Genomic DNA, 24,494 nt, shown 5'->3' with positions numbered 1-24,494 from the left:
TAACTTGACCTAATTGACCTTGATCTTTTCCAACTGCCATTCCGGCAGTTTAGCGGCTAAGTCGGGGATAATGCTGTCGATATCCCCCCGTAAAATAATCAATGGTTCACCGCTAAACGCTCCGTTGGCTAATTGCTGCAGCTTTTTGGGCGTCAGAGCCTGTAACTCTGCGTTCAGTTGCTGCACTTGTGCCTGAGTTAAGCCTGTGGCGACTTGGTGGATATACTGGCTTTCACGCTGGATCTCGTTGTCTTGGCTGAGTAAATCCTCACCCATCAAATAGGTTTTTAGGGCATCGATTTCGCCTTGGCTGGCGCTTTGTGTTTTAACGAGCGCGAGGTGATCGATTATTCCCGCCACAAAGGCGCCCGTATGTTCTATGGCTGTGCTGCCATAAAATTTGATGCTGCTGGAGAGCGGGGCGTTAGCACATTGGCCGTAAATGCCGTAGGTGAGGCCGCGTTTTTCCCGTAAATCATAGTAGAGCCGGCCCGAAAAGCTGCGGCCCATCAATGCGGCCAAACTGCGGCAACTTAAGGCTGTGTCCTGTGGACTGAGTTCTTGCGGCCTAGCTACATGGTTCATCTCATTGATGCTAGGGCTTAGGGCATCATCCAGTGCATAGCCAATGCGGACTTGGGTTTGTACGCTGCCCGGCGCATCGATAAGGTAAATCCTCTTGGTTTGTTTAGGTTTTGCCATCTCGGGCTTCTCTGCCTGTGGCAACGATTTATCCCATATTGGCCATTGCTTTATGCTGGCTTGCAGGTCAAATTCGGCATTTTTGGTCTGTGCGCTGGGTAGAAACAGATGCCACTGCGCCTGCGTTGCCGCCTGGCGCTGGATTTGCTGCAGTAGTTTTAGGGTGAGTGAGTCGAACAGGGCATCATTATTAAGCACTCTATTGTAGGGATGCTCAGGCCCGAGCAGTTTATCGCGCCACACTTTGTCTATCTCGGCGCCACTAAAAGCATTTAAGTGCTTATTAAGCTTGAGTTGGCGACGAATATTATCAATGTCGACGGCAGCGGTTGTCGCGCCATCGAAGGTATCTGGTTGCCAAAATAGCAGTAGCGAGTCGTAGAGATGGTTGACCTCGCCGGGGCAGGCGAGGCTTAAATTAATGCTGTGTAAGGTGACGCGAATATTCAAGGTTTCAAGGCAGGGATCTGCGCGGCTAATGGCGAGTGAACGGGCTTTTTCTTGAAAGGCAATCTGCAAAATATCTGGATTATCAAAGGGAATGTGCGGACTTATTGCGGCTAAACTGACCCTGTGGTTCAGATGGGCTTGAGTCGCGACTTCCCTATGTAACCGATAGGGTAAATTCAATGATGCAGGGACTTCATCCGTAAACGCCTGCTCCGTAGCGGGTATGATAACACCACTCTTAGGTAAAGCAGGGGAAGCGAGCGTATCAAAACTCGCTAGACTTGGCGGCTTGCTCGGGGTAAAGACGATGTGTGTTTGCTGACAGGCGCCAAGTAATAACGCCGCAGCACAGCCTATTAGGCTTTGTAGCCGCTTTGACATTGTATGAGTCATCCCTGATTGATTTATCACTGATTGATTCATCACAGTACGGCCTCCTCTAGGCTATCGCTTGTCCCATCTGGCAACCATTCCAGCAGGGTTTTCCCCCAGCGAATATACCAAGGCGGTAATAGGTCGACCCGCACATAGTCTTGATTAAAATACTGTTTTGCAACTCTTTGGATATCATCGGCCGTGACAGCATTTATCCGCTGCCACTGTGCTGTAAAGGGGTGGTCTTTATCTTGCTCTGGGGTCGCCGACAGCTGAGTGGCTAAGGTTTGAGTGTCACCTAGTTGCTCTAATCGATTGTTTAACCACACTTGTTTGAGTGTGCACAGGCGTGTTTCATCTAGAGCCTGTTGCTGGGTTTGTGCGACAAGCCCCTGCACTTTTTGGGTTAAGTCATCGAGTGAGGCCCGCGCCCGCGGAACCAGCACAATATTGGCAATCCCATGATTTTCTAACTCAAAGGGCAGGGAATAGCTGAGCATTTGGTCAGGATTATGTTGGCTAATTTGGGCCAAGGCACTGGCGGTATTTTGGAATAAATGGGCCTCAAGTAAACGAATCGCTGCGGCATCCGGGTGGTCTTTGCCCACAGTATGCCAAGCGAGTAACAGACCAGGCCAAGGGCCACGTTCATCGACTAATTCGGCATGCACGGGTTTAGGCGTGATGTTCAGCGCACTAAAAGATGGAACCGCTTGAGTGGGCTGCGACCAAGCGCCAAAATGTTGTGCAATAAGGGTTTTAACCTCAGGGCTCAGTTGTCCCACGAGGGAGAGCTGCATGGTATCGGGGCGATAATAGGCTCGGTGAAAGGCGGTTAAGCTCTCGGGCGTGGATTGGGTGATATCTTCGCGACTGCCAATGACGCCGTGGCCATATGCGGTGCCTTCGACCTGCGCGAGTAAAAACTCCATCGCACTGCGGACATAGGGCTGATTATCTATGGTCTGGGCCATTTCCTGCAGCACAGTTTCCTGCTGATTTTTCACTGTGGTCGCATTCAAGCTTGGGCGAATAAAGCGGTCCGCTTCGAGGTACAAAGCCAGTTCTAACGCTTGGCTAGGCAGAGTCACAAAATAATTTGTGTAATCAAAATGGGTGCTGGCATTAAAACGCGCACCAAGGGCGCTAAATTGCTGGGCATAGGTGTCGCTGGGGGCGTTTTCGCTGCCCTTGAATAGCATATGTTCGAATAAGTGGGCGTAACCGCTTTGGCCCTTGGCTTCGTTTCTGGCGCCAACATTGAATTGGCTGGCGATGGTCAGGGTTTGTTTATCTTCTAATGGCAATAAACGGACTCTTAGTCCATTCGCTAAGGTATAGGTTTCGATGCGTGACTCTAGTTGGTACAGGGGCTGTGCACCAAGGATATGGCATTGGGCCTTAAGCGCTGGGCTGAAAATACTCGCGATAAAGGCAATATAGAAGCTGACTTGGGTTTTCATTTCATCTCCCGTCTCAATGGTGTAGCGACCGTTATCCTATGGGGCTGTGTTTTTGACGACAGCATTTGTGGCTCATCGGATTTTATCTAAATCAGTTGAATAGCATTCAGTTTTTGAAAAGAACTGCTATGATGGCACAGTTCTTTTTCTGGCATAAGTACAAGATATGGTTAGCAGATCCCCGTTCGAATCCTTTCAGTGGAAAAGTGATATTTTTAACTGTGAAAGCACTGATATTGACAATTTTTATCTGTTGCTTGAACAGGAAATGTCCCGTTTGGGCATGGTTGAGAAGAAATTGGGTGAAGTGAGTAAATACAGCGTCAGTTTGTATCAATCTCCCGCCGCTAAGTCAGGCTTACCGTCATTACTGATCAGCGCAGGTTTCCATGGCGAAGAGTCCGCAGGCCCTTGGGGATTACTGCACTTTTTAAGCGAAGCTTCCCCCGAATTATTCGAGCGAGTGAATTTAAGCTTATTACCCCTAGTTAATCCCACGGGATTTAGCCGTGGCCATAGATTCAATAAGTTTGGCGAGAACCCTAACCGTGGGTTTGTGTTTGAAAATGGTAAACCTAAGGCGAATGAAACCACCTCGGTTGAGGGTAAGTTGTTGTTAGAACATGCCCAGCTGTTGATTGCCGCGAGCCGCGACGGCATTTTAACCTGCCATGAAGATGTGTTGAGTCGTGAGGCCTATGTGTATTCATTCGAGCCAAGCCAAGTCCCCGGGCGTTTTAGCCTCGATTTACGGGACACCTTAGGCGGATACTTCCCGATTGCCGTAGACGGTGAAATTGACGGATGCCCAGTGAAAGATGGCTTGATCTTCAATCACTTCGACACATCCTTCGAGGCATGTTTAGTGCGTAGTGGCGCCCGTGTCGGTGCCTGTACTGAAACGCCAGCGCTGCAAAACTTCGACCAAAGGGTGCTGGCCAATAGTGCGGCGATGACGCACTTTTTGGCCCTTTGTGCGCCATTATGTGATTGAAAAGCCTGTTTATAGATAAAAAAATACCCGCCTATATGCGGGTATTTTTTTATCTGCGTCGTATTACTGATTGATAACCGTAGGCACGCCAGTACGCTCATCAAGCAGCTTTTTGATCACTGAAGAGTCGGTATCCGCCTTCGCGATAAATTTAGCCACATCCTTGGGTAAGGATATTGAGACCGGCTCAGTAGATTCAAATTCAGCCACAGTACGCGACAGCGGCTGATGTACTGCTAAGTAGCGCTTGCCGTCAGGCTCTTCGGTTACTTTAATCGGCTGGTTCACAAATTGTACGCGGGTTCCTACTGGTACATTCTTGAACAAATGCTCGATATCATCGTGGCGTAAACGCACGCAGCCTTGGCTGACCCGTAAACCTATGCCAAAACTCGCGTTAGTCCCGTGGATGGCATATAGGTTGCCGATATACAGCGCATATAATCCCATTGGGTTGTCTGGACCCGCTGGCCATACCGCAGGTAGGATTTCGCCCTTAGCGGCGTATTCTTTGCGGATGCGTGGTGTGGGAGTCCAAGTTGGGTTGGCGCGTTTGCGTTGTACGCTGGTCACCCAATTTTCGGGTGTGTCTTTACCGATTTGGCCTATGCCAATAGGTAAGACTTCAACGGTTTTCTTGCCCTTGGGATAGTAGTATAAGCGCATCTCAGCGACGTTGATCACTATACCTTCACGCGGCGCATTTGGCAGAATTAACTGCTGAGGAATTAATAGCTTACTGCCTGGTGTAGGCAGAAAAGGATCGACACCTGGGTTTGCTTCCAGCAAGTTACTCAAGCCGAGTTGGAATTTGGCGGCGATATCTTCGAGGGTGTGTTTGCCTTCAGGTACTGTGTAATACTGGTTTTCGCCAACTAACCGACTCTTTGGAGACGGCAGGGGATATTCCGTTGCTAAAGCGGAAAGACTTGGGAAAGCCAAAGTCAGTAATAAAGCTGTGGTGCGAAGCATACTCATAAGCGGATACTACGATTCCTGTTAATAAAAAAGCGTGTTTAGCGCAGCTTTCTCTATCGAAAATAGAGCGACAATTTGATGGACAAAATGCACTGGCGCGCGAAGCTCGCATCCTTCCTTATTTTGAACATTATTTCAACTGAAATATGGTTTATAAAGCGTATTTATGCCTTATTTTAGCTTTAAGCGTTTCGCTAGGCGATGAAGATTGCCTGGGTCGAGCCCTAGGGCTCTGGCCGTGGCGGCCCAATTGCTATTTTGTGCCTTAAATACCTGCTTGATGTAGTCACTCTGAAATGTATCAGTTGCTAGGGTTAGGTTAACAAACTCCCGCTGGGTGCCCGCGCCATTGCCCGCGGAATACATGGCCGATTGGCCCATTGCTAAGGGGCTGAGTTTAAGCGGTAAATCAAAATGTTGTGGCTCTATGGTGCAACAGCCGTCCTCTGCGGATACGCGGGCGAGGACTGTCGCCCTATGGATAGCGTGTTCTAACTCGCGCACATTGCCCGGCCAAGTATATTGATTGAGCAACATTAAGCTGCTGGGGCTGAAGTTAAGTTGTTTCATCCCGAGTTTTTGCCGATAGCGTTCGGCAAAGAATCCGCTTAATAGTGTGATGTCCTGTTCACGCTCCCGCAGTGGCGGTACCAGTAGGGGAAACACACTTAACCTATGGTAGAGATCCGCCCTAAAGCGGCCGGCGAGCACTTCCGTCTTAAGCTCTTTATTGGTTGCGGCAATGATGCGTACATCGACCTTTAGGCTGCGGTCATCGCCCACTTTTTGTAAGTCCCCATACTGTAGTACCCGCAGCAATTTGGCCTGTAGCGTGAGGGGCAACTCGCCAATCTCGTCTAGAAAGAGTGTCCCCTTGTCGGCCATTTCAAACTTGCCACTGCGATGGCTGATTGCCCCGGTAAAAGCGCCTTTGATATGGCCAAAGAGTTCACTCTCGGCAACCGACTCTGGGAGGGCGGCGCAATTTAGATAGACTAACGCTTTGTTTGATCTCGCGGATTTTTGATGTATAGCCTGCGCCACTAACTCCTTGCCAGTGCCTGTCTCACCTAAGATCAACACGTTAAGATCGCTATGGGCGACGACTTCAATCTCTCGATTTAAGCTTTGCATCAAGGGCGAGTGGCCGATAATTTCGGCATCGTGGCTCAGGCTAGGGCTATTTTCCTGCGCATTGGCCGAGTGGCTGTTCAGCGCCATACGCTCGAGTTTTTCAACGAGCAGGGCATTGCTTAAGGATGCGGCGGCGATGGCACTCAAACTACGCAGTTCGGCATTGCTGAATTGATCAAATTGCAGGGGATTAAGGGCATCGATAGTCACTGCGCCGATAAGACGTTCATCGGCAAATAATGGCAGCCCGATGCAGGCATGGACTTTTAGTGCCCCAGTTTGATTGGGGATCAAACCATCGTAGGGGTCGGCAAGCTCACTATCGGCGGGGAAACGCACTATATCCCCGGCTCTGGCTATGGCTTCAAGCCTTGGGTGCTCGTTGAGGATAAAACGTCTGCCGAGCACATCATCATTCAAGCCATCGATGGCAAGCGGCGTAAAATATTGACCGTGGAAGGTGAGTAGGGCTGCTGCATCACAGTGTAGGTTTTGCCTCACAGTGTTGAGTAAACGTGAAAAGCGATCCCTATGGGCTAAACCAGAGGTGATATCGAGGGCGATACGGGTAAGATCGGTTTGACTAAGGGTCATAAAAACTCCAGCAACGGCTAAGCTACCCTGATTTATACCATTAATTGTTATATTGACACATGTAGTTTAGACACTGTTAACAGTAAAAATGTACACACGTATGGGCAACACAGGCTGAATATTCATAAGTCTTGGTCCTATATTAGAAATCCAAGGTGCCAGTGACGACACCTTGGAAGGGGCTAGAATGGTTTTAGTCGAACGTATTTAGTTATTGGGTTGCAATACTTCTTCCTGAAGCTTGGGTGATTTATTTAGGGCTTTTTTGATCAAATCGACCAAGAAGGCTCCCATCAATAGGCCACCAACACTGAAGATCACATCCCCAAACATACGCATCCATACCAGTCGTTCAACCAGTGGGCTATGAATGACCTCAGGCGAACGGGCATACCAATAACCATGGTCGATGACGGCAAAAAATTGCGTAATACCAACGGGTAACAATGACATAAACACCATGGCAGCCAGTCCAATATTCAGACTCCAGAAGGCTCCTTTAAGCATTTTGTTATTCCACTGCATATTGCCCGTGAGACCGCGTAGGCAGAAGAGCATTAGGCCTATGCCTAGCATTCCATATACCCCCATAAATGCTGCATGAGCATGGGTTGCCGTGGTGTTTAAGCCTTGTATGTAATAAAGGGAGATAGGTGGATTGATAAGGAATCCTAGTACGCCAGCACCGACTAAGTTCCAAAATGCGGTGGCCACAAAGAACATAATGGCCCAATGGTATCTTTGCATCCATGGACTGGCTTTGCGTAAGCGGTAGGTTTCCATTGCCTCAAAACCTATGATGGCTAAAGGCACGACTTCTAAGGCTGAGAAAATTGCGCCCCAAGCGATAACCGAGGTTGGAGTGCCGGTAAAATAGAGGTGGTGTAAGGTGCCGATTAAGCCACCCGTTAAGAAGATCACTGTTGTAAACAATACCGCACCGTTGGCGCTGCGGCCGCGGATCAAGCCTAAGCGAACTAACATCAGTGCAATGACAGCTGTTGCAAAGGTTTCGAAGAAGCCTTCAACCCATAAGTGTACAACCCACCAACGCCAGTATTCGGCGATGGCTAAATTGGAGTGTTTGCCCATAAAGAGGCCTGCACCATAGAACAAACCAATGGCAACGCATGAAGCATACAGAACCCAGATGACGGGACGCATCTCGCCTTGCACCTTGAGGGCGGGTTTAATGGCGGCCGTGACTAAAGCGAGCCAGATCAGTAGGCCAGCGAGGAGCAGAATTTGCCATACTCGGCCTAGGTCTATGTATTCATACCCTTGATGACCAAAGAGGAAGTTCATATCGAGGTCAAAATACTGCTGCACCCCAATCCATTCGCCCGCCATTGAACCTAGCACTACGACCACTAAGGCAACCCAAAGTACGTTAACGCCTAGACGTTGGTATTTAGGTTCATAACCCGATAATGCGGGGGCAATATATAGACCCGTGCCCAACCAAGCCGTGGCGATCCAAAATACCGCTAATTGGGTGTGCCAGGTACGAGTCACCGAGTAGGGAAGTATCTCGGCAAGGGGAAAACCGTAAAACTCTTGGCCTTCCACTGCATAGTGAGCGGTAATGCCCCCGAGTAAAATTTGCAGTAAAAAGAGACCTATCGCTGTGATGAAGTATTTCCCGACGGCCTTTTGTGAAGCGGTAGGTTTAGTAAAAAACAGCGGATCTTGTTCCGACGGTTTAGGCAGACTTTCGTGCTTTCCGCTGGCATGGTGCCAGAGCAATCCACCAATACCCGCTATCAGGGTCACGATACTGAGGATCGACCAGACAATATTATCCGAAGTGGGAGTATTGCCCAGTTGAGGATCGAAGGGCCAGTTATTGGTGTAAGTGTAGGAAGCATCAGGGCGTTCAGTGATTGCAGCCCAAGCACCCCAAAAGAGGAAAGCATTAAGTTGTTCACGGCGGGCAAGATCGGGCACTGTGCCCTCTTTCATGGCGTATTGTTCGCGCAGTGAGCTGAGTTTAGGGTCATCACCAAACAAGGATAAATAATGTTGAGTAACCCTGTTGATCGCTTCTACCCGTGTGGAGGATAGTTTAATCAGGCTAGTGCCATCGGCCTGTTGTTCGACGCTGTTATGGCGTAAATCATCCCTTAATGCTTGCTCAAGCCCTGCTTTTTCTTGGGAGTTTAATTGGGCAAATGGCGTCTGGTATTGCTGCTCGGCGCGCAGATCGAGCCAAGCCTCGGCTTCCCTGTGTAACCAGTCTGCTGTCCAATCGGGGGCAACATAGGAGCCATGCCCCCAAACTGAACCGAGTTGATGGCCACCCATTGAGCGCCATACTAATTGGCCCTGTTCTATGTCATTTTCGCTAAAAACAACTTGGCCATTCACATCGATAAAGGCTGTGGGTATGGGTGGTTTTTCCCGATAAATTTCACTGCCTACACTCAGTAGTACAGTAAATGAAGCTATCAACACTAATAATAGTGCGATGGCGGTGAGTTTTTGTTTGCTCATAAGTCCCCTTAATGCAACGTCATTTTGATACCTTTTGTTGGATATTGCGCAAAACGTGCCAAGTTTTTTGTCGTTGAAAATAAAGGAATATTTTTATTTTGTGTCGAATGCAATTGTCTTTTTGATACTGTTATTCATTGTTTAAATGACATTGATTGTTTTTATGACAATGCTTGATAATTAAATGTCGATAAAACAATCAATCTAGCCAGTTGCCCCAGCACTTTGAAAATATTGCGGGGCATAACAGGCTTAAAGATGGCATTTAAGCCATAAAGCGCATTTTTAGATGGTTACTGTTGTTATTTTAGTTAAAAGCGCAGGGTTTATGTGGAGTGTTTTTTTGTAAGTTAATGATACTTTTGAGATTTACATTGATAATGCTACAAGTTGGCAGCCTTGATGGCTTTTAAGTTTTTTATGGTTTTTTATGTGAAAGTTAATCCAAGGTTGTGATTGATAGCGTTTAAGCGTAGATGATTGAAATTTAATATTTAACGCTCCAATATTTTGTATTGTTTGTGCTAATATAAAATCACAAAAATTGTCAGTTGAGTCATTTTTAACCTCGGTGATTTGTCTATCGGATAGCTAAACAAGCGGTATTTAAGGAGGCATGTGTGGATGCAAATTCCATCAATAGTTTTTTTCTGATCGGTGCCTTACTTACTGCAGTGAGTGTTTTGCTCAGCCCTATGTCTTCCCGTCTCGGCATCCCTATTTTATTGATTTTTCTCGCGGTAGGTATTCTGGCCGGTGAAGATGGCCCGGGTGGGATCTTGTTCGATGATTATTCGACCGCCTATCTTGTCAGTAACTTAGCCCTAGCAATTATTCTGCTCGACGGTGGTATGCGCACCCGTGTCGCCAGCTTTAGGGTGGCCCTGTGGCCCGCATTATCCCTAGCGACCTTTGGTGTTGCTATTACCACCAGTATCACTGGCATCATGGCCGCATGGCTGTTCGATTTACATTGGTTGCAAGGTTTGCTGGTGGGGGCCATCGTCGGCTCAACCGATGCCGCAGCGGTATTCTCCTTACTTAAGGGGCGCAGCCTCAACGAGCGGGTAGGTGCGACACTGGAAATCGAATCCGGTAGTAACGATCCCATGGCGGTGTTCTTAACTGTCACTCTGATTGCGATTCTCGCCAATGTGGATGCCGAATTGTCGTTCAGCTTTATGCTTATCAGCTTTATTAAGCAGTTTGGCTTGGGAATTTGTTTGGGCCTCGGTGGCGGCTGGTTGCTGTGGAAGTTGGTCAATTTAAGTAAGCTCGCCGAGGGGCTGTATTCGATTTTAGTCTTGAGTGGTGGACTGATTATTTATGCGGCTTCTAACAAACTGGGTGGGAGTGGCATTTTATCTATTTATCTCGTGGGTTTGTTTCTCGGTAATAAACCGACCCGTGGCCGCCATGCGATTTTGAACGTACTGGATGGTATGACCTGGGTCAGTCAAATCGGCATGTTCCTCGTGTTAGGGCTGTTACTCACTCCCTCTGATTTGTTTGATATTTTACTCCCTGGTTTTGCCTTAGCATTTGGGATGATCCTCTTTGCAAGACCGCTGGCCGTGTGGCTGAGTCTTTTGCCCTTTAAGAGCTTCAGCAGCCGCGACCGCTGGTTTATTTCTTGGGTGGGGCTACGCGGCGCTGTACCTATCATCTTAGCTGTATTCCCTATGATGGCGGGCCTGCCTGGGGCGCAGCTGTACTTCAACTTGGCCTTTTTTGTGGTACTAGTGTCCTTATTAGTTCAAGGGGCATCGCTTACCACTGCGGCGCGTTTAGCTAAGGTGGAACTGCCCCCAAAGCCGTTGCCCGTTTCGCGTTCGGGCGTTGAAATTTACCCGAGCAGCGAATGGGAAGTGTTTGTCTATCGTTTGAGTGAAAGTAAGTGGTGTATCGGTGAGCCCCTAAAACGCTTATCTATGCCCGATGGCACTCGAATTGCGGCGGTATTTAGGGATAACACGTTATTGCATCCCTCCGGGAGTACCAGATTAGAGGCGGGGGATATTCTCTGCGTGCTTGGGCAGGAGAAAAGTCTTGAGGCTCTGAGCACTCTCTTTAGTCAAGCGCCTGAAACTAAAGAAGTACAACGTTTCTTTGGTGACTTTTTTATTGAAACCGACGTTAAGCTTGCGGATCTCGCGCCCATTTATGGCTTGAGTTTAGATAATCTCGCCGAGGATATGACGGTCGCCGATCTTGTAGTATCACAGCTTGGTGCTAATCCTGTGCTGGGCGATCAGTTCCAATGGCAGTCGCTGCATTGGGTCGTGGCTGGGCTGTATGAAGGCAAAGTTACTAACGTGGGTATTCGTTTGCCGACTGAGAATTCGCTCTGATTGCTTGATGTTAGCTTGCTAATCGAAAGCCATCATAAAAAATGCCAGCGTATTTGCTGGCATTTTTGTCTTCAAAATCTGATTGAGCTTATTGATATAAAGATTTATCCGTTGGGTCTGGACGGGTTTTAAAGCGGCGATGTAACCACATATATTGGGCGCGGTTTTTATCTATGATGCTCTCAATGATTTTGTTACCGCGAATGGCGTCGCTTAATTCATCTTCCCCTGGGAAGTTCTCCAGTGGTGGCATGATTTCAATTCGATATCCCTCATCACCTTCAGTTCGCTCCACAAAAAAGGGCAGCACTTTGGCTTTACCGAGTTTGGCTAAGGTCGTCGCGCCCGTAATCGTTGCCGCATCTGGCATAGCATAAAAGGGGATAAATACCGCGCTAGAGCGGCCAAAGTCTTGATCGGCGGTGTACCAAATCACATCGGGATTACGCAGGCAACGCACCATCTGGCGCAGATCTCGTTTAGAGACTAAGCCTTTGTTGGAACGTAAGCGTCCCTTCACCTGTAGGTATTCCATCACGGGATTATTGTGTGGGCGGTAAACGCCAACGCCGGGCTGGAATTGACCAAAAATGCGGGCGCCCATTTCCAGCGGTAAACAATGCACGGCAAAGAGGATAACGCCGTGGCCAGCATCTAGGGTGTTTTGTACATGCTCTTTGCCTGTGATCTGCATATGCTGCTGCACTTTGGCATCGGACCACCACCAGGCATTAATGGTATCAAAAATGGCTTTGCCCGTTTCTTCAAAGTTACGGGTAAGCAGTTGTTCTCGCTCACTCTCTGGCATGTCAGGAAAACATAGCGTTAAATTGCGGCGGGCAGTATGGGTGCGACTCCCCGCAACCGTCATGACTAAACGGCCTAGCCACTTACCTAATTTCATCTGCCAAGACAGGGGCAAGAGTTGGGTTAAACGCATTAATAATACGCCAAACCACATGGGCCAATGTTTAGGATGGTATAACGAAGATGAAAACTCGGCTTTCTCGACCACGAAAATACTCACTACTTTTGAAAATTACTGCTTATTCTAACTCAATTTTTGCTGAAAATTAGGTACAATCACGGTTTAATTTCTGCAAAAGATAAGAGCACTATGAAGGTTTCTCTGCCAGCATTTGAAAAAGCCAAAGTGTTAGTCGTCGGCGATGTGATGTTAGACCGCTATTGGGTTGGCCCGACGGGACGCATTTCCCCCGAAGCGCCAGTGCCTGTGGTGAAGATTAATCAAGTCGAAGACAGACCCGGCGGCGCAGCCAACGTGGCGCTCAATATTGCGACCTTAGGCGGGCAAGTCCAGCTTGCTGGGCTGGTCGGTGAAGACGATACCGCTAATGCCTTAACACTCGGCGTGCAAGCCTTAGGGGTTGAACCCCAATGGTTAACCATTGCCGATAAACCGACCATCACTAAGTTGCGGGTGTTATCGCGTAATCAGCAGCTTATTCGACTCGACTTTGAAGAAGCCTTCGATAAAGCCGACAGTGTTCGACTCCTTAAGCAATCCGAAGCCTTACTCGACTCCGTCGATGTGGTGGTGTTGTCCGACTATGCCAAGGGCGCTATCGACCAGCCGCGGGACTTTATTGCTTTAGCGCGTGCTAAAGGTGTGATGGTGCTAGTCGATCCTAAGGGCAGTGACTTTGGCCGTTACCATGGCGCGTCATTAATTACCCCGAATATGAGCGAGTTTGAGGCGGTTGTGGGCACAGTGACCTCTGAAGCGGATCTGCTGGAAAAAGCCCGCGGCTTACTCAAGCAACATCATTTTGATGCCATCTTAGTCACCCGTTCTGAAAAGGGCATGACCTTAGTCACTGCCAATGCGCCTGAATTGCATATCCCCACCGTTGCCCGTGAAGTCTATGACGTGACAGGTGCCGGCGATACTGTGATTTCCGCATTAGCGACCTCCTTAGCCGCGGGCGCCGATTTACCGCAAGCTTGTGCAATTGCCAACACCGCCGCTGGCGTGGTCGTTGGTAAACTCGGCACTTCAACTGTGAGCCGCATTGAGCTTATCGAAGCCTTAGCATTACACCATGGAGAATCGGGTTTTGGTGTGGTGAGTGAAGATCAACTCGCCTATGCCCTAGAGCAGGCCAAACTGCGCGGTGAGCGTGTGGTAATGACCAATGGTTGCTTTGATATTTTGCATGCGGGCCACGTGAGTTACCTTAAACAGGCTAAAGCTTTGGGGGACCGCTTGATTGTGGCAGTAAACGATGATGCCTCGGTTAAACGCCTTAAAGGCGAGGGGCGTCCTGTCAATCAGGTTGATCGCCGTATGGCCGTGCTCGCTGGCTTAGCCTCGGTCGATTGGGTGGTGCCTTTCAGTGAAGATACCCCACAGCGGATCATTGCCAGATTGCTGCCGGATCTCTTGGTTAAAGGTGGCGATTATAGGATTGAGGATATTGCTGGCGGCGCAGAAGTGATGGCCGCAGGCGGTCAAGTACAAGTGCTGGGCTTTGAAGACGGTATTTCAACGACGGCGATTATTCAAAATATCATGGCGAATCAGTGAGCCTTATTGCACTGACCTTGATGACTAGCCTGTCTTGGGTGCCTATCGCCGATAAGCAGGCTTTAATCTGTCCTTTAGCCGAATTAAAGGAATGCCTCGAAACACTCCCCGCATCAGTACGGCTCCAATTGCCTAGCACTCCTGCACAATTTAAACATGAGTTGGGCCTGCGCAGCGCTATGGTTATGCCGGTAGCAGATAGTCATTTATCCGGTTTAATACTGATTAATGAGCGAGAAACACCAGAGGTTCAATTCGCCAATATTGATCGGGTGACCTATCAATTAGATTTGCAAGAACAGTTCCAACTGACCCTCTGGCACGAGCTGGGGCATCTTGAGAATCTTGCCCTACAGGGCAGTTTATTGCCTGAGAACTTAACCACTTACCAACATGAATGGTTAGCCGATATCTACTTGATTTGGCGTATAGCGAGGGAAAAGGGCAGTTATCATCTAGCATGGCAGCAATACCATAGGCGAAATCTTGCAGCGTTAACAAATGCGCAATACATGTCTCACTGGAGCGCGCCGATGATGATACAAGTGTTAAATAACTATCAAGTGTTGCAAGTCGCGCATTACAGCCAATATCGCGACTTTGTGGCTAATTTTTACCCAATGGTAACACAAATAGATCCTCGCACCCTGGGTGAATACTCGAGTTTAATGCAGCGCACCTTTGGGCAGAGTGTCTTACAACCCCTTCCTGAATATCTCTTTTGGCGAAAAACAGAACTTGGATATTATTTAAAGCCCACCTTTGATTTGTTAATGGGACGAGAAAAAGCCCGTGACTGGCTGCTGCAAAATGCAATGTTATAGGTATGTAAATAAAACAAGCAAAGTTCCCTGTTTAAAACTGAACCTTAGCTGAACAAAAGCGAAATACACTTGTTTGGCAGGCTTCAACAGCAGTAATCCCTGAGATGCTTTGGTAAGCTCTTTTCCCAGAAAAAGAAGAATGGGAGACTTTACTATGGCTAAGCGCTCGCGGATACAAACTGAGCAAACCATAAATCAGATTATGGATGAAGCGTTAAGACAAATTTTGACTATTGGCTTTGAGACTATGTCTTATACCACGCTGTCTGAAGCAACGGGTATTAGCCGTACAGGTATTAGTCATCATTTTCCACGCAAGAGCGATTTTCTGGTTCGTTTAGATAGCCGTATTGGCAATCTATTTGTTGCAGCACTCGATTTTTCGAGCCAAGAGGCATTAGAAACCTCGTGGATGCAGGCGATGCAAGAAGAACATTACCGTGCAGTATTGAGACTGTTTTTTAGTCTTTGCGGTGGTGCAAATAATGATATTACGCTCTTCAGAGCGGTGAGCACTGCACGTCAGCAAGCGATTGCTGAGTTAGGTCTAGTGGGCGATCGTACGGTCAATCACTTATTAGGCCGCACGGCGGTGATGTTGTTATCAAATTTTGATGTGGCTAAAGCCGCTTAACAGCAGATTGATAGCAAAAAGGAGCCTTAAGGCTCCTTTTTGCTTTTTAGGGCATTAATTAAGGAGCGAAGGGGAAGTGATATCTGCCTGCTTTAGCTTTTGCTGGGTCAGGTATACGCCGATAGCCATAAAGGTGAGAGCAGCAGCAATGAGTGCACTGAGTGCGTGATGGTATACCAAATGGCTGATTAAAAAGGCAGGAATATCCTCTAGGCTATCGATAAGAAAGAGTTTAACGATAAGGCCGAGATACAGCAGCAGATGTAATGTCGCTCCAGTGATAAAAAGTTGTTTAAACTTTTTGAGCAGTAGATCCGCAAGATTAATGTGGTAAAAGCGGCAAAAAAGATAACCGCCAAGACCGATGCCAATTGATATCCAACCCAGCCCTAATAGCGACGTTTTGATTAATATTGCCGACAGAATAAATAATCCAAGCAGCATCAAAGTATCCTTTTGATTGATTCAGTTTTACCTGAAGCGATAAATTGCACAGAGACTAGCTGAACCGGCTTAAAAATATGTGAAAACATAGCGCAATAAAGCTGCTCAAAACAAAGGGAGCCATTGGCTCCCTTTGTGATTTGATGTAGCAATTAAGCTAACAAACGCATTACAGCGCTTTTAAAATCGCTTCGACACTGGCCTTAGCATCCCCAAACAGCATTTGGGTATTTTCCTTGAAGAACAGCGGGTTTTGCACGCCGGCATAACCTGTGTTCATCGAGCGCTTAAAGCCGATGACGTTTTGCGCTTTCCACACTTCGAGCACTGGCATGCCCGCGATCGGGCTACCCGGATCTTCCATCGCCGCAGGGTTAACCGTATCGTTGGCGCCAATGACCAGCACTACGTCTGTGTCATTAAAGTCTTCGTTGATTTCGTCCATTTCCAGCACGATATCGTAGGGGACTTTCGCTTCCGCCAGCAGTACGTTCATATGGCCGGGTAAACGGCCCGCCACAGGGTGGATACCAAAACGCACTTTCACGCCGCGATCACGCAGCTTTTGAGTGATTTCCGCAACAGGATATTGTGCCTGCGCCACCGCCATACCGTAGCCTGGGGTGATGATGACAGACGTCGCGTTTTTCAGCATATCCGCCACATCTTCAGCGTTGGTCTCACGGTATTCGCCCATTTCTTCATCGCCGCTAGAGGCCACTCCATCTGTACCAAAGCCGCCCGCGATAACTGAAATAAACGAGCGATTCATCGCCTTACACATGATGTAAGACAGAATCGCACCCGATGAACCCACTAATGCGCCGACCACAATTAACAGGTCGTTCGACAGCATAAAGCCCGCCGCTGCTGCTGCCCAACCCGAGTAGGAGTTCAGCATAGACACGACCACTGGCATATCCGCGCCGCCAATGGATGCCACTAAATGCCAGCCAAAGGCGAAGGCAATTAAGGTCATCAACAGCAGTGCCGGCATAGTGCCACCCGTTTGTACGAAGTATACCAGCAGGGCGAAAGACACTAGCACTGCGACTAGGTTTAGCTTGTGGCGATGTGGCAACATCAAAGGTTTAGATGAAATCAGCCCGCGTAACTTACCAAAGGCCACGATAGAACCCGTAAAGGTCACCGCACCGATGAAAATCCCGAGGAAGACTTCGACCAAGTGAATGTTAAGCATAGCGCCAGTGAGATGGGCTTTGTCTGCGGCCTTAGCCGCTTCGCTTAAGGCATCCTGCACTGCGGCTAGGGTCGAATTAATATCCCCACCAACGGCCACCACCACTTGCGACACTTGCTCTGGATGTAAGTCGATAAAGCTGTTGAAACCCACCAATACCGCGGCCAAGCCCACAAAACTGTGAAGCACCGCGACCAGTTCGGGCATTTCAGTCATTTCAACTTTTAATGCTAAACGGACACCTATGGCACCCCCGATCACCATGGCGACTAAAATCCAAGCGACACCGCTAGTGTCCGGATTAAAAATCGTTGCCAGTAGGGCTATCGCCATACCTGTGATACCGAAAATATTGCCGTGTTTTGCCGTCTCTTGCTTCGACAGTCCCGCGAGACTGAAGATGAAGAGAATGGCGGCAACGATATAAGCTGCTGTTACCAGTCCTTGAGACACGTTAAACCCCCTTAATCCTTACGGAACATCTTCAGCATGCGCTGAGTGACGGTAAAGCCACCGAAGATGTTAATACTGGCGATCAGCACGGCGATAAACGCCAGTACAGTGACCAAAGTTGAACCTTGACCGATTTGCAGTAGCGCGCCGACCACGATAATGCCCGAAATCGCGTTAGTCACTGACATTAAAGGCGTATGCAGTGAGTGGGATACGTTCCACACCACGTAATAGCCGACGACGCAGGACAATAAGAATACCGTGAAATGGGACAGAAACTCTGGCGGTGCAACCGATGCCACGGCGGCAAATCCGGTGACGCCTAAGGCGGCGAGCACGTATTTGAGCTTAGATGGTGCCTTCGGGGTTGTGTCTTTAGGTGCGATTTTCGCGGCAGGTTTTGCCGGCGCCGCAGAAACCGAAATCGGTGGTGGCGGGAAGGTCACTTCGCCTTCTTTGATCACAGTCATATTGCGCATGACCACATCATCGAAGTTGATGCTGGCTGTACCGTCCTTTTCTTTACACATTAACTTCATCAGGTTGACTAAGTTAGTGCCATAAAGCTGTGACGATTGCGCGGGCAAGCGGCCAGGAAGGTCAGTATAACCAATCACTTTGACGCCGTTCGGGGTGACAAATAGCTCGCCCGATTGGGTGTATTCACAGTTACCGCCCGTTGCTGCGGCTAAGTCGACGATCACAGAGCCGCTCTTCATGCTATCGACCATTTCTTTGGTGATGAGCTTAGGTGCGGGACGGCCTGGGATCAGCGCCGTGGTGATGATTATATCAACTTCCTTGGCTTGCTCGGCAAATAGCGCCATTTCAGCGGCGATAAATTCATCCGACATGGTTTTAGCGTAACCGTCCGATGAGCTGCCATCTTCGTTGGTGAAGTCCAGTTTTAGGAACTGGCCGCCCATAGACTCAATTTGCTCGGCCACTTCTAAGCGGGTATCGAAGGCGCGCACTATGGCGCCAAGTGAACCTGCAGTACCAATGGCGGCAAGACCGGCAACACCGGCACCGATCACTAGCACTTTCGCGGGCGGGACTTTACCGGCAGCGGTAATTTGGCCAGTAAAGAAACGACCAAATTGATGCGCAGCTTCGACAACGGCGCGATATCCACCAATGTTTGCCATAGAGGAGAGGGCATCGAGTGACTGGGCGCGGGAGATGCGCGGCACCATGTCCATCGCCATCACGTTGATCTTGCGTTGAGATAGTTTCTCAACCAACTCAGGGTTTTGTGCGGGCCAAATAAAGCTGACTAAGGTAGTGCCCTCTTTAATCTGGTCAATTTCTGCATCGCTTGGGGCGTTGACCTTAAAAATCAGCTCCGCTTGCCAAACGTCAGTTGTCACCTTCGCGCCCGCCGCCTCAAAGGCTGCATCATCGAAGCTTGACAGTAGACCTGCATTGGCCTCAATAACAACTTCAAAGCCGAGTTTTCTAAGCTGCTCGACGGTGGCTGGGGTCGCGGCGACCCGAGTCTCACCGGCGAGACTCTCTCTCGGTATTCCAATTTGCATGATTACTCCCTGGTGGTTTGTATAATCGTTCCGCCTGAGCGCTTCCCCTGAGCTAAACCTAGGTAGGGCTAGGTCGCAGTAAGAATTAACTCGTCTATTCAATCGCGGTAAGTTAGCGCATTAAATCTAGGCATGAAATTTGTGCTTTAAAAACAAACTTCTCTGCGAGCAACAAAAGGTCACTGTACAGCAGGCTCTTCACCATTGTGGCAATACTTTGGTTTGACACAAGCGCATATTGCTCAAGCTGGTCGTTTCTATACTGGTCGGATCAAAAACTTTTAACCAGTGCACACTTTTGTAGCCTAAATTTTGCACTTTGTATATTCCAAAATGGAATTAAAAATCAAATTTTATTCTTTTTTGCTTTTCTTAAACCGCGATAAGCTTGTGGACATTACACTGTCATAGGGCCATCTCATGCTGTTAAAAGAACTTTCATCGCTGGCTTCGCCATTGTCTCAAGGACAAGTCGATAAGCTAAAACAACTCACTGCTGAGTTAAGTGCAGTACAGCTGGCTTGGGTGAGTGGCTATCTTGCTGCAACGGCTAATGCGGGCCAACTCGCGCCAGTGGCTGACGCTCAAGCCGCGCAGACTGTGACGATTCTCTATGGCAGCCAAACGGGTAATGGCCGTGGCATTGCCAAGGCGCTCGCCGATAAGGCGCAGGCTCAAGGTTATGCGGTCAATCTGGCCTCTATGGGCGAATACAATGTCCGCCAATTGAAGCAAGAAACCTTGCTCTTGCTGGTGGTCAGCACCCATGGTGAAGGTGAAGCGCCGGATGATGCGATTGAATTACATAAGTTTTTAGCATCGAAACGTGCCCCTAAGTTAGACAATCTACATTACTCAGTGCTGGCATTGGGGGATTCTAGTTATGAGTTCTTCTGCCAAACCGGTAAAGATTTCGATGCCCGCCTAGCGGCACTGGGGGCCAAATCATTATTGCCCCTGGTCGAGTGCGATGTGGACTATGAAGTTGCCGCTGGCCAGTGGCACGCCGATGTTTTAGAGGCCGTTAAACCCTTAATTCAGACATCTTCTGCGACTGTTGTATCTATAGGTACGGCCAAAGCACTGGGCGAAAGTGAGTTTACTAAACAAAACCCCTATAGCGCCGAAGTGTTAGTGAGCCAGAAAATTACCGGCCGCGGATCAGATCGAGATGTGCACCATGTTGAAATTGACTTAGGTGACTCAGGGTTAAGTTATCAAGCGGGTGATGCCCTCGGTGTGTGGTTTAGCAATGATGAAGCCTTAGTTGAAGAGATTTTAACTGCCCTGTCACTCTCAGGTGATGAGCAAGTGGTTGTTGGGACAGAGTCCTTGACCCTTAAGCAAGCCTTGGTCGATAAGAAAGAATTGACTCAGTTGTACCCTGGATTAGTCAAAGCCTGGGCTGAACTCAGCGGCAACGCTGACCTGTTGGCATTGAGCGAAGATAAAGAACAAGTGCGTCAGTTTATCCTTAAGCATCAATTGGCGGACTTAGTTGCCTTATATCCAGTAGCAAGCTCTGCGGCTTTGACTGCGGCAAAACTGCTTGAGTTACTGCGGCCGTTAACCCCAAGACTCTACTCTATCGCCTCAAGCCAAAACGAAGTCGAGACAGAAGTCCACTTAACTGTGGCCTTAGTGGAAGATGAGCGTCACGGCGCGGCCCGTTTTGGCGGTGCGTCACACTTCTTAGCCTCTGCGCAGGAAGGTACGCAGGTTAAGGTTTATGTTGAGCCGAACAAGCATTTCCGTTTACCCGAAAACCCAGAAACACCGGTGATCATGATTGGCCCTGGTACTGGTGTTGCGCCGTTCCGTGCCTTTATGCAGGAACGCGTGGCCCAAGGTATTCAAGGCGATAGCTGGTTATTCTTCGGCAATCCACACTTTGAGCAGGATTTCCTGTATCAAACCGAGTGGCAACAGTATTTGAAAAATGGCGATCTCAGCCGTATCGACGTGGCGTTCTCCCGCGACCAAGCCCATAAGATTTATGTGCAGCACCGCATTAAAGAGCAAGGTCAGGCCCTATGGCAATGGTTGCAAAATGGCGCGCATCTGTACATTTGCGGCGATGCCGAGCGGATGGCAAAGGATGTTCACCAAGCCTTGATTGAGGTGGCGGTTGAAGTTGGTGGTTTAAATAGCGAAGCGGCAGAAGCCTACTTTGAAACCCTGCGCAGCGATAAGCGTTACCAAAAAGACGTGTATTAATTTCAATCGGATACGCACATAAGAAACGCATAAGAATAGCCAAAGCTGCACACCATAGCCCGTGCAGTCGCAAAATGAATTTAAGAGGCCGTTGCCATGAGTGAGCAAAAGTTAGCATTAAACGAATACCTAAAGACCGACAGCGATTACCTGCGTGGCACCATTAAAGAAGGTTTGGATTCTTCGGTGACCGGCAGTTTTAGCGATGGCGATCAACAGTTGATCAAATTCCACGGCTTCTATCAGCAGGATGACCGCGACTTACGTAATGAACGTAAAGAGCAAAAACTCGAGCCTTTATATAGCTTTATGTTGCGTGCCCGCGTACCTGGTGGTATTTGTACGCCTAAGCAATGGTTAGGTGTGGACAAAATTGCCTCGACCTTAACCAGCTCAAACAGCATACGTTTGACGACCCGTCAAACCTTCCAATACCACGGTATTCCTAAGCGTAACTTGAAGACCATTATTCAAGACTTAGATCGTGAAGCGCTGGATTCGATTGCTGCCTGTGGTGATGTTAACCGTAACGTCATGTGTAACCCCAATCCGGTGGAGTCGAAACTGCACGAGCAAGCCTATGCGGTGGCAAAACAACTGTCAGATCATTTATTACCTCACACTCGCGCCTATGCCGAAATTTGGTTAGATGAAGAAAAGTTACTCACCACCGAAGATGAAACCGTTGAACCTGTGTATGGCAAAACCTATTTGCCACGTAAGTTTAAGATGGCGGTTGCGGTGCCTCCCGATAACGATGTTGACGTTTACACCAACGATTTAGGTTTTATCGCCGTGGCCGAAAATGGCGAGCTGGTTGGCTTTAACTTAACTGCGGGCGGCGGCATGGGCTCGACCCATGGCGAAGTGGAAACCTTTCCACGTCTGGCGGACGACTTTGGTTTTATCAAAACCGAAGATGTGATGAAGTTTGCCGAAGCTGTGATGACAGTGCAACGCGACTGGGGTAATCGCTCTAACCGTAAGCGCTCGCGCCTTAAATACACGATCGTCGACCATGGTTATGAGAAGTTTAAAGCTGAAGTCGAACTGCGTGCAGGGATGAAGTTTGAACCTAAGCGTGAGGTTGTGATCGGCGATCGCGGCGACCGTTATGGTTGGGTCGAAGGTGTTGACGGTAAGTGGCATTTAACCTTATTTATCGAAAGCGGTCGTATTAAAGATTTACCAGGCCAACCCCTGCAAACGGGGCTGCGTGAAATCGCTAAGATCCACAAGGGTGATTTCCGCATGACCTCGAATCAAAACATGATCATCGCAGGCGTCGCGGCAGAAGATAAAGCCACCATTGAAGGTTTAGCCCGTAAACATGGTCTGCTGGGCCAAGTGTTGACGCAAACCCGCGGTCACTCGATTGCCTGTGTGGCGTTGCCGACCTGTCCATTAGCGATGGCGGAAGCCGAACGTTATTTCCCTGAGTTTATCGATCATATCGATGCGCTGCAGGCAAAACACGGTATCAGCGAGCAAGCGATTGTGGTGCGGATGACGGGTTGCCCTAACGGTTGTGCCCGTCCCTTTGCCGCTGAAATTGGTCTTGTGGGTAAGGCGCCGGGTCGCTATAACTTGTACTTAGGCGCAAGTTTTGAAGGGACACGCCTGAATAAGATGCACAGAGAAAATATCCAAGAGGCGGAAATTCTCGCTGAATTGGATGCCCTGTTTGGCCGCTACGCCGTAGAGCGTGATGCTGGCGAAACCTTTGGTAACTTCACCGTCCGCGTGGGCGTAGTGAAGGCGGTGATCGATGCCGCTAAGGATTTTCATGGCTGATCTTGAGCAAAAAACCACTGATGCCGTGCCGACTGTGATCAGCGCTGCCGAACTTAAGGCGCTATTGAATGCGCCTAAGGCAGAGCAAGCGCTAGCGCTTGAGCGCATCAATCAGTTCTTAGCCGGATTGAGCGCGCAGGAGCGGGTGTTATGGGGCTTAACCTATTTGCCCGGTAATCATGCGCTATCCTCAAGCTTTGGGATCCAAGCCGCAGTGATGCTGCATATGGTGAGTCAGGCTCAGGCGAATATTCCGGTGATCCTCACGGATACGGGTTATTTGTTCCCTGAGACCTATCAGTTTATCGATGAGCTGACCGAGCGTTTATCGCTGAATTTAAAAGTGTATCAAGCAGTGATGACACAGGCATGGCAGGAGGCGCGCTTTGGCAAATTGTGGGAGCAAGGGTTAGACGGACTAGAGCAATACAACCGTTTAAACAAAGTTGAGCCTATGCAACGCGCCTTGGCTGAGCTTGAGGTCGGTACTTGGTTTGCGGGGCTGAGGCGCAGCCAAGCCAGCACCCGTGAGGCGCTGCCGATACTGGCGATTCATGGTACGCGCTTTAAGTTACTGCCGATTATCGAATGGTCGAATAAAGATGTGCACCTCTATCTGACTCAATTTAACCTGCCGTACCATCCACTTTGGGAGCAAGGCTATGTTTCTGTTGGTGATACCCATTCGAGTAAACCACTCGAATTAGGCATGACTGAGGAAGAAACCCGCTTTAATGGCCTAAAACGTGAGTGTGGCCTGCACTACGATATTTAGTTATCTTATTGATTTAAATATTAAACACCTCAATTTTGTTTGGGGTGTTTTTGTTAGTAGCCTAAACATTTAGCGACTGCTCGATTTTGAAGCGCGTCAATGGCTGCAAAATCTCAGCTGTCATTCTGCTGTCATTAAAATAAGATAAAGTTAATTTTCAGATGGTTATCTTATGAGTGACTGTTGCTTAAAAAAATATTGTACATTTTTACTCACAGAGTTATGCACATCAAACCTATTTGAGCTATATTTCGAAGTTCCCGTAGATAGTCTTGAGGGATTTTACTGCGCAAATTCGATTTAATCGGTGTTTTGCGATGTTAAGTTGTTGAATATTGTTATTTATGGGCTTAGTTTGCTGTGTAACGATATAACGAGACTGAAGGCAGTAAATGTTCCAAAGGACCTCGCTCGCACCTGCGAGTATCAAGCAGTTTGATTGACTTGCTAGCCCTCGTTAATCAGTCATCTTCACCTCGGTCAGCTGTCGTCAAAGCTGCCGAGGTCGAGTTAAGCCCGCTTTAATCATGTT

The 24,494-nt window shown here is 48.6% G+C and carries 17 protein-coding genes; 8 read left to right on the top strand and 9 right to left on the bottom strand.

Annotated features, from left to right (window positions below):
• Positions 1–9: 9 nt before the first annotated feature.
• Positions 10–1,533: a M16 family metallopeptidase gene (locus tag JFT56_RS15535; RefSeq protein ID WP_420136003.1), complete on the bottom strand. Its 1,524-nt coding sequence runs from the start codon at positions 1,531–1,533 to the stop codon at positions 10–12.
• Positions 1,534–1,574: 41 nt separating this feature from the next.
• Positions 1,575–2,990 (bottom strand): M16 family metallopeptidase, encoded by a 1,416-nt coding sequence (locus tag JFT56_RS15530; protein WP_198780919.1) that lies wholly within the window; start codon positions 2,988–2,990, stop codon positions 1,575–1,577.
• Positions 2,991–3,156: 166 nt separating this feature from the next.
• On the opposite strand from JFT56_RS15530, the gene JFT56_RS15525 reads away from it, so the two are divergent.
• The gene (locus tag JFT56_RS15525) at positions 3,157–3,984 is read left to right on the top strand and encodes a M14 family metallopeptidase (protein WP_198780918.1); all 828 of its coding nucleotides are present in this window, start codon (positions 3,157–3,159) and stop codon (positions 3,982–3,984) included.
• A gap of 63 nt (positions 3,985–4,047) precedes the next feature.
• Here JFT56_RS15525 and JFT56_RS15520 read toward each other — a convergent pair whose 3' ends face one another.
• The 3 genes from JFT56_RS15520 to JFT56_RS15510 all read right to left on the bottom strand — a co-directional run bounded on the left by JFT56_RS15520 (position 4,048) and on the right by JFT56_RS15510 (position 9,183).
• A complete protein-coding gene (locus JFT56_RS15520; protein ID WP_198780917.1) occupies positions 4,048–4,962 on the bottom strand; it encodes a L,D-transpeptidase family protein in 915 nt (304 codons plus the stop codon).
• A 171-nt stretch (positions 4,963–5,133) separates the two neighbouring features.
• Positions 5,134–6,690 (bottom strand): nitric oxide reductase transcriptional regulator NorR, encoded by a 1,557-nt coding sequence (gene norR, locus JFT56_RS15515; protein WP_198780916.1) that lies wholly within the window; start codon positions 6,688–6,690, stop codon positions 5,134–5,136.
• Positions 6,691–6,897: 207 nt separating this feature from the next.
• Positions 6,898–9,183, bottom strand: coding sequence for a nitric-oxide reductase large subunit (locus JFT56_RS15510; RefSeq protein ID WP_198780915.1), 2,286 nt, complete (start codon positions 9,181–9,183; stop codon positions 6,898–6,900).
• Between the two features lie 620 nt (positions 9,184–9,803).
• Here JFT56_RS15510 and JFT56_RS15505 point away from each other — a divergent pair.
• The gene (locus JFT56_RS15505) at positions 9,804–11,534 is read left to right on the top strand and encodes a potassium/proton antiporter (RefSeq protein ID WP_198780914.1); all 1,731 of its coding nucleotides are present in this window, start codon (positions 9,804–9,806) and stop codon (positions 11,532–11,534) included.
• 88 nt (positions 11,535–11,622) lie between these two features.
• Here the strand turns inward: JFT56_RS15505 and JFT56_RS15500 are convergent, their stop codons facing one another.
• Positions 11,623–12,549, bottom strand: coding sequence for an LpxL/LpxP family Kdo(2)-lipid IV(A) lauroyl/palmitoleoyl acyltransferase (locus JFT56_RS15500; RefSeq protein ID WP_198780913.1), 927 nt, complete (start codon positions 12,547–12,549; stop codon positions 11,623–11,625).
• A 102-nt stretch (positions 12,550–12,651) separates the two neighbouring features.
• Between JFT56_RS15500 and hldE the strand changes: the two genes are divergently transcribed.
• From hldE to JFT56_RS15485, 3 genes are all read left to right on the top strand, one after another.
• A complete protein-coding gene (gene hldE / locus JFT56_RS15495; protein WP_198780912.1) occupies positions 12,652–14,082 on the top strand; it encodes a bifunctional D-glycero-beta-D-manno-heptose-7-phosphate kinase/D-glycero-beta-D-manno-heptose 1-phosphate adenylyltransferase HldE in 1,431 nt (476 codons plus the stop codon).
• The gene (locus JFT56_RS15490) at positions 14,079–14,906 is read left to right on the top strand and encodes a hypothetical protein (RefSeq protein ID WP_198780911.1); all 828 of its coding nucleotides are present in this window, start codon (positions 14,079–14,081) and stop codon (positions 14,904–14,906) included. Before hldE ends, JFT56_RS15490 begins: the two co-directional genes overlap by 4 nt.
• Before the next feature lie 154 nt (positions 14,907–15,060).
• Positions 15,061–15,540 (top strand): TetR family transcriptional regulator, encoded by a 480-nt coding sequence (locus JFT56_RS15485; protein WP_198780910.1) that lies wholly within the window; start codon positions 15,061–15,063, stop codon positions 15,538–15,540.
• A gap of 54 nt (positions 15,541–15,594) precedes the next feature.
• Here JFT56_RS15485 and JFT56_RS15480 read toward each other — a convergent pair whose 3' ends face one another.
• From JFT56_RS15480 to JFT56_RS15470, 3 genes are all read right to left on the bottom strand, one after another.
• Entirely contained in the window at positions 15,595–15,984 is a 390-nt protein-coding gene (locus JFT56_RS15480) for a hypothetical protein (protein WP_198780909.1), read from the bottom strand.
• Positions 15,985–16,153: 169 nt separating this feature from the next.
• On the bottom strand, positions 16,154–17,638 hold the full coding sequence (gene pntB, locus JFT56_RS15475; protein ID WP_198780908.1) for a Re/Si-specific NAD(P)(+) transhydrogenase subunit beta: 1,485 nt from the start codon (positions 17,636–17,638) through the stop codon (positions 16,154–16,156).
• A gap of 11 nt (positions 17,639–17,649) precedes the next feature.
• A complete protein-coding gene (locus JFT56_RS15470; RefSeq protein ID WP_198780907.1) occupies positions 17,650–19,176 on the bottom strand; it encodes a Re/Si-specific NAD(P)(+) transhydrogenase subunit alpha in 1,527 nt (508 codons plus the stop codon).
• A 420-nt stretch (positions 19,177–19,596) separates the two neighbouring features.
• On the opposite strand from JFT56_RS15470, the gene JFT56_RS15465 reads away from it, so the two are divergent.
• From JFT56_RS15465 to JFT56_RS15455, 3 genes are all read left to right on the top strand, one after another.
• A complete protein-coding gene (locus JFT56_RS15465) occupies positions 19,597–21,393 on the top strand; it encodes an assimilatory sulfite reductase (NADPH) flavoprotein subunit (RefSeq protein WP_198780906.1) in 1,797 nt (598 codons plus the stop codon).
• A 96-nt stretch (positions 21,394–21,489) separates the two neighbouring features.
• Positions 21,490–23,187 (top strand): assimilatory sulfite reductase (NADPH) hemoprotein subunit, encoded by a 1,698-nt coding sequence (cysI, locus tag JFT56_RS15460; protein ID WP_198780905.1) that lies wholly within the window; start codon positions 21,490–21,492, stop codon positions 23,185–23,187.
• Complete coding sequence (locus JFT56_RS15455; protein ID WP_198780904.1) at positions 23,180–23,962, top strand: phosphoadenylyl-sulfate reductase; 783 nt, start codon at positions 23,180–23,182, stop codon at positions 23,960–23,962. Before cysI ends, JFT56_RS15455 begins: the two co-directional genes overlap by 8 nt.
• The last annotated feature ends 532 nt before the right edge of the window (positions 23,963–24,494 follow it).

Source organism: Shewanella putrefaciens (genome assembly GCF_016406305.1).
Taxonomy (GTDB): domain Bacteria; phylum Pseudomonadota; class Gammaproteobacteria; order Enterobacterales; family Shewanellaceae; genus Shewanella; species Shewanella putrefaciens_C.
This window is presented reverse-complemented; position numbering and strand designations above follow the sequence as displayed.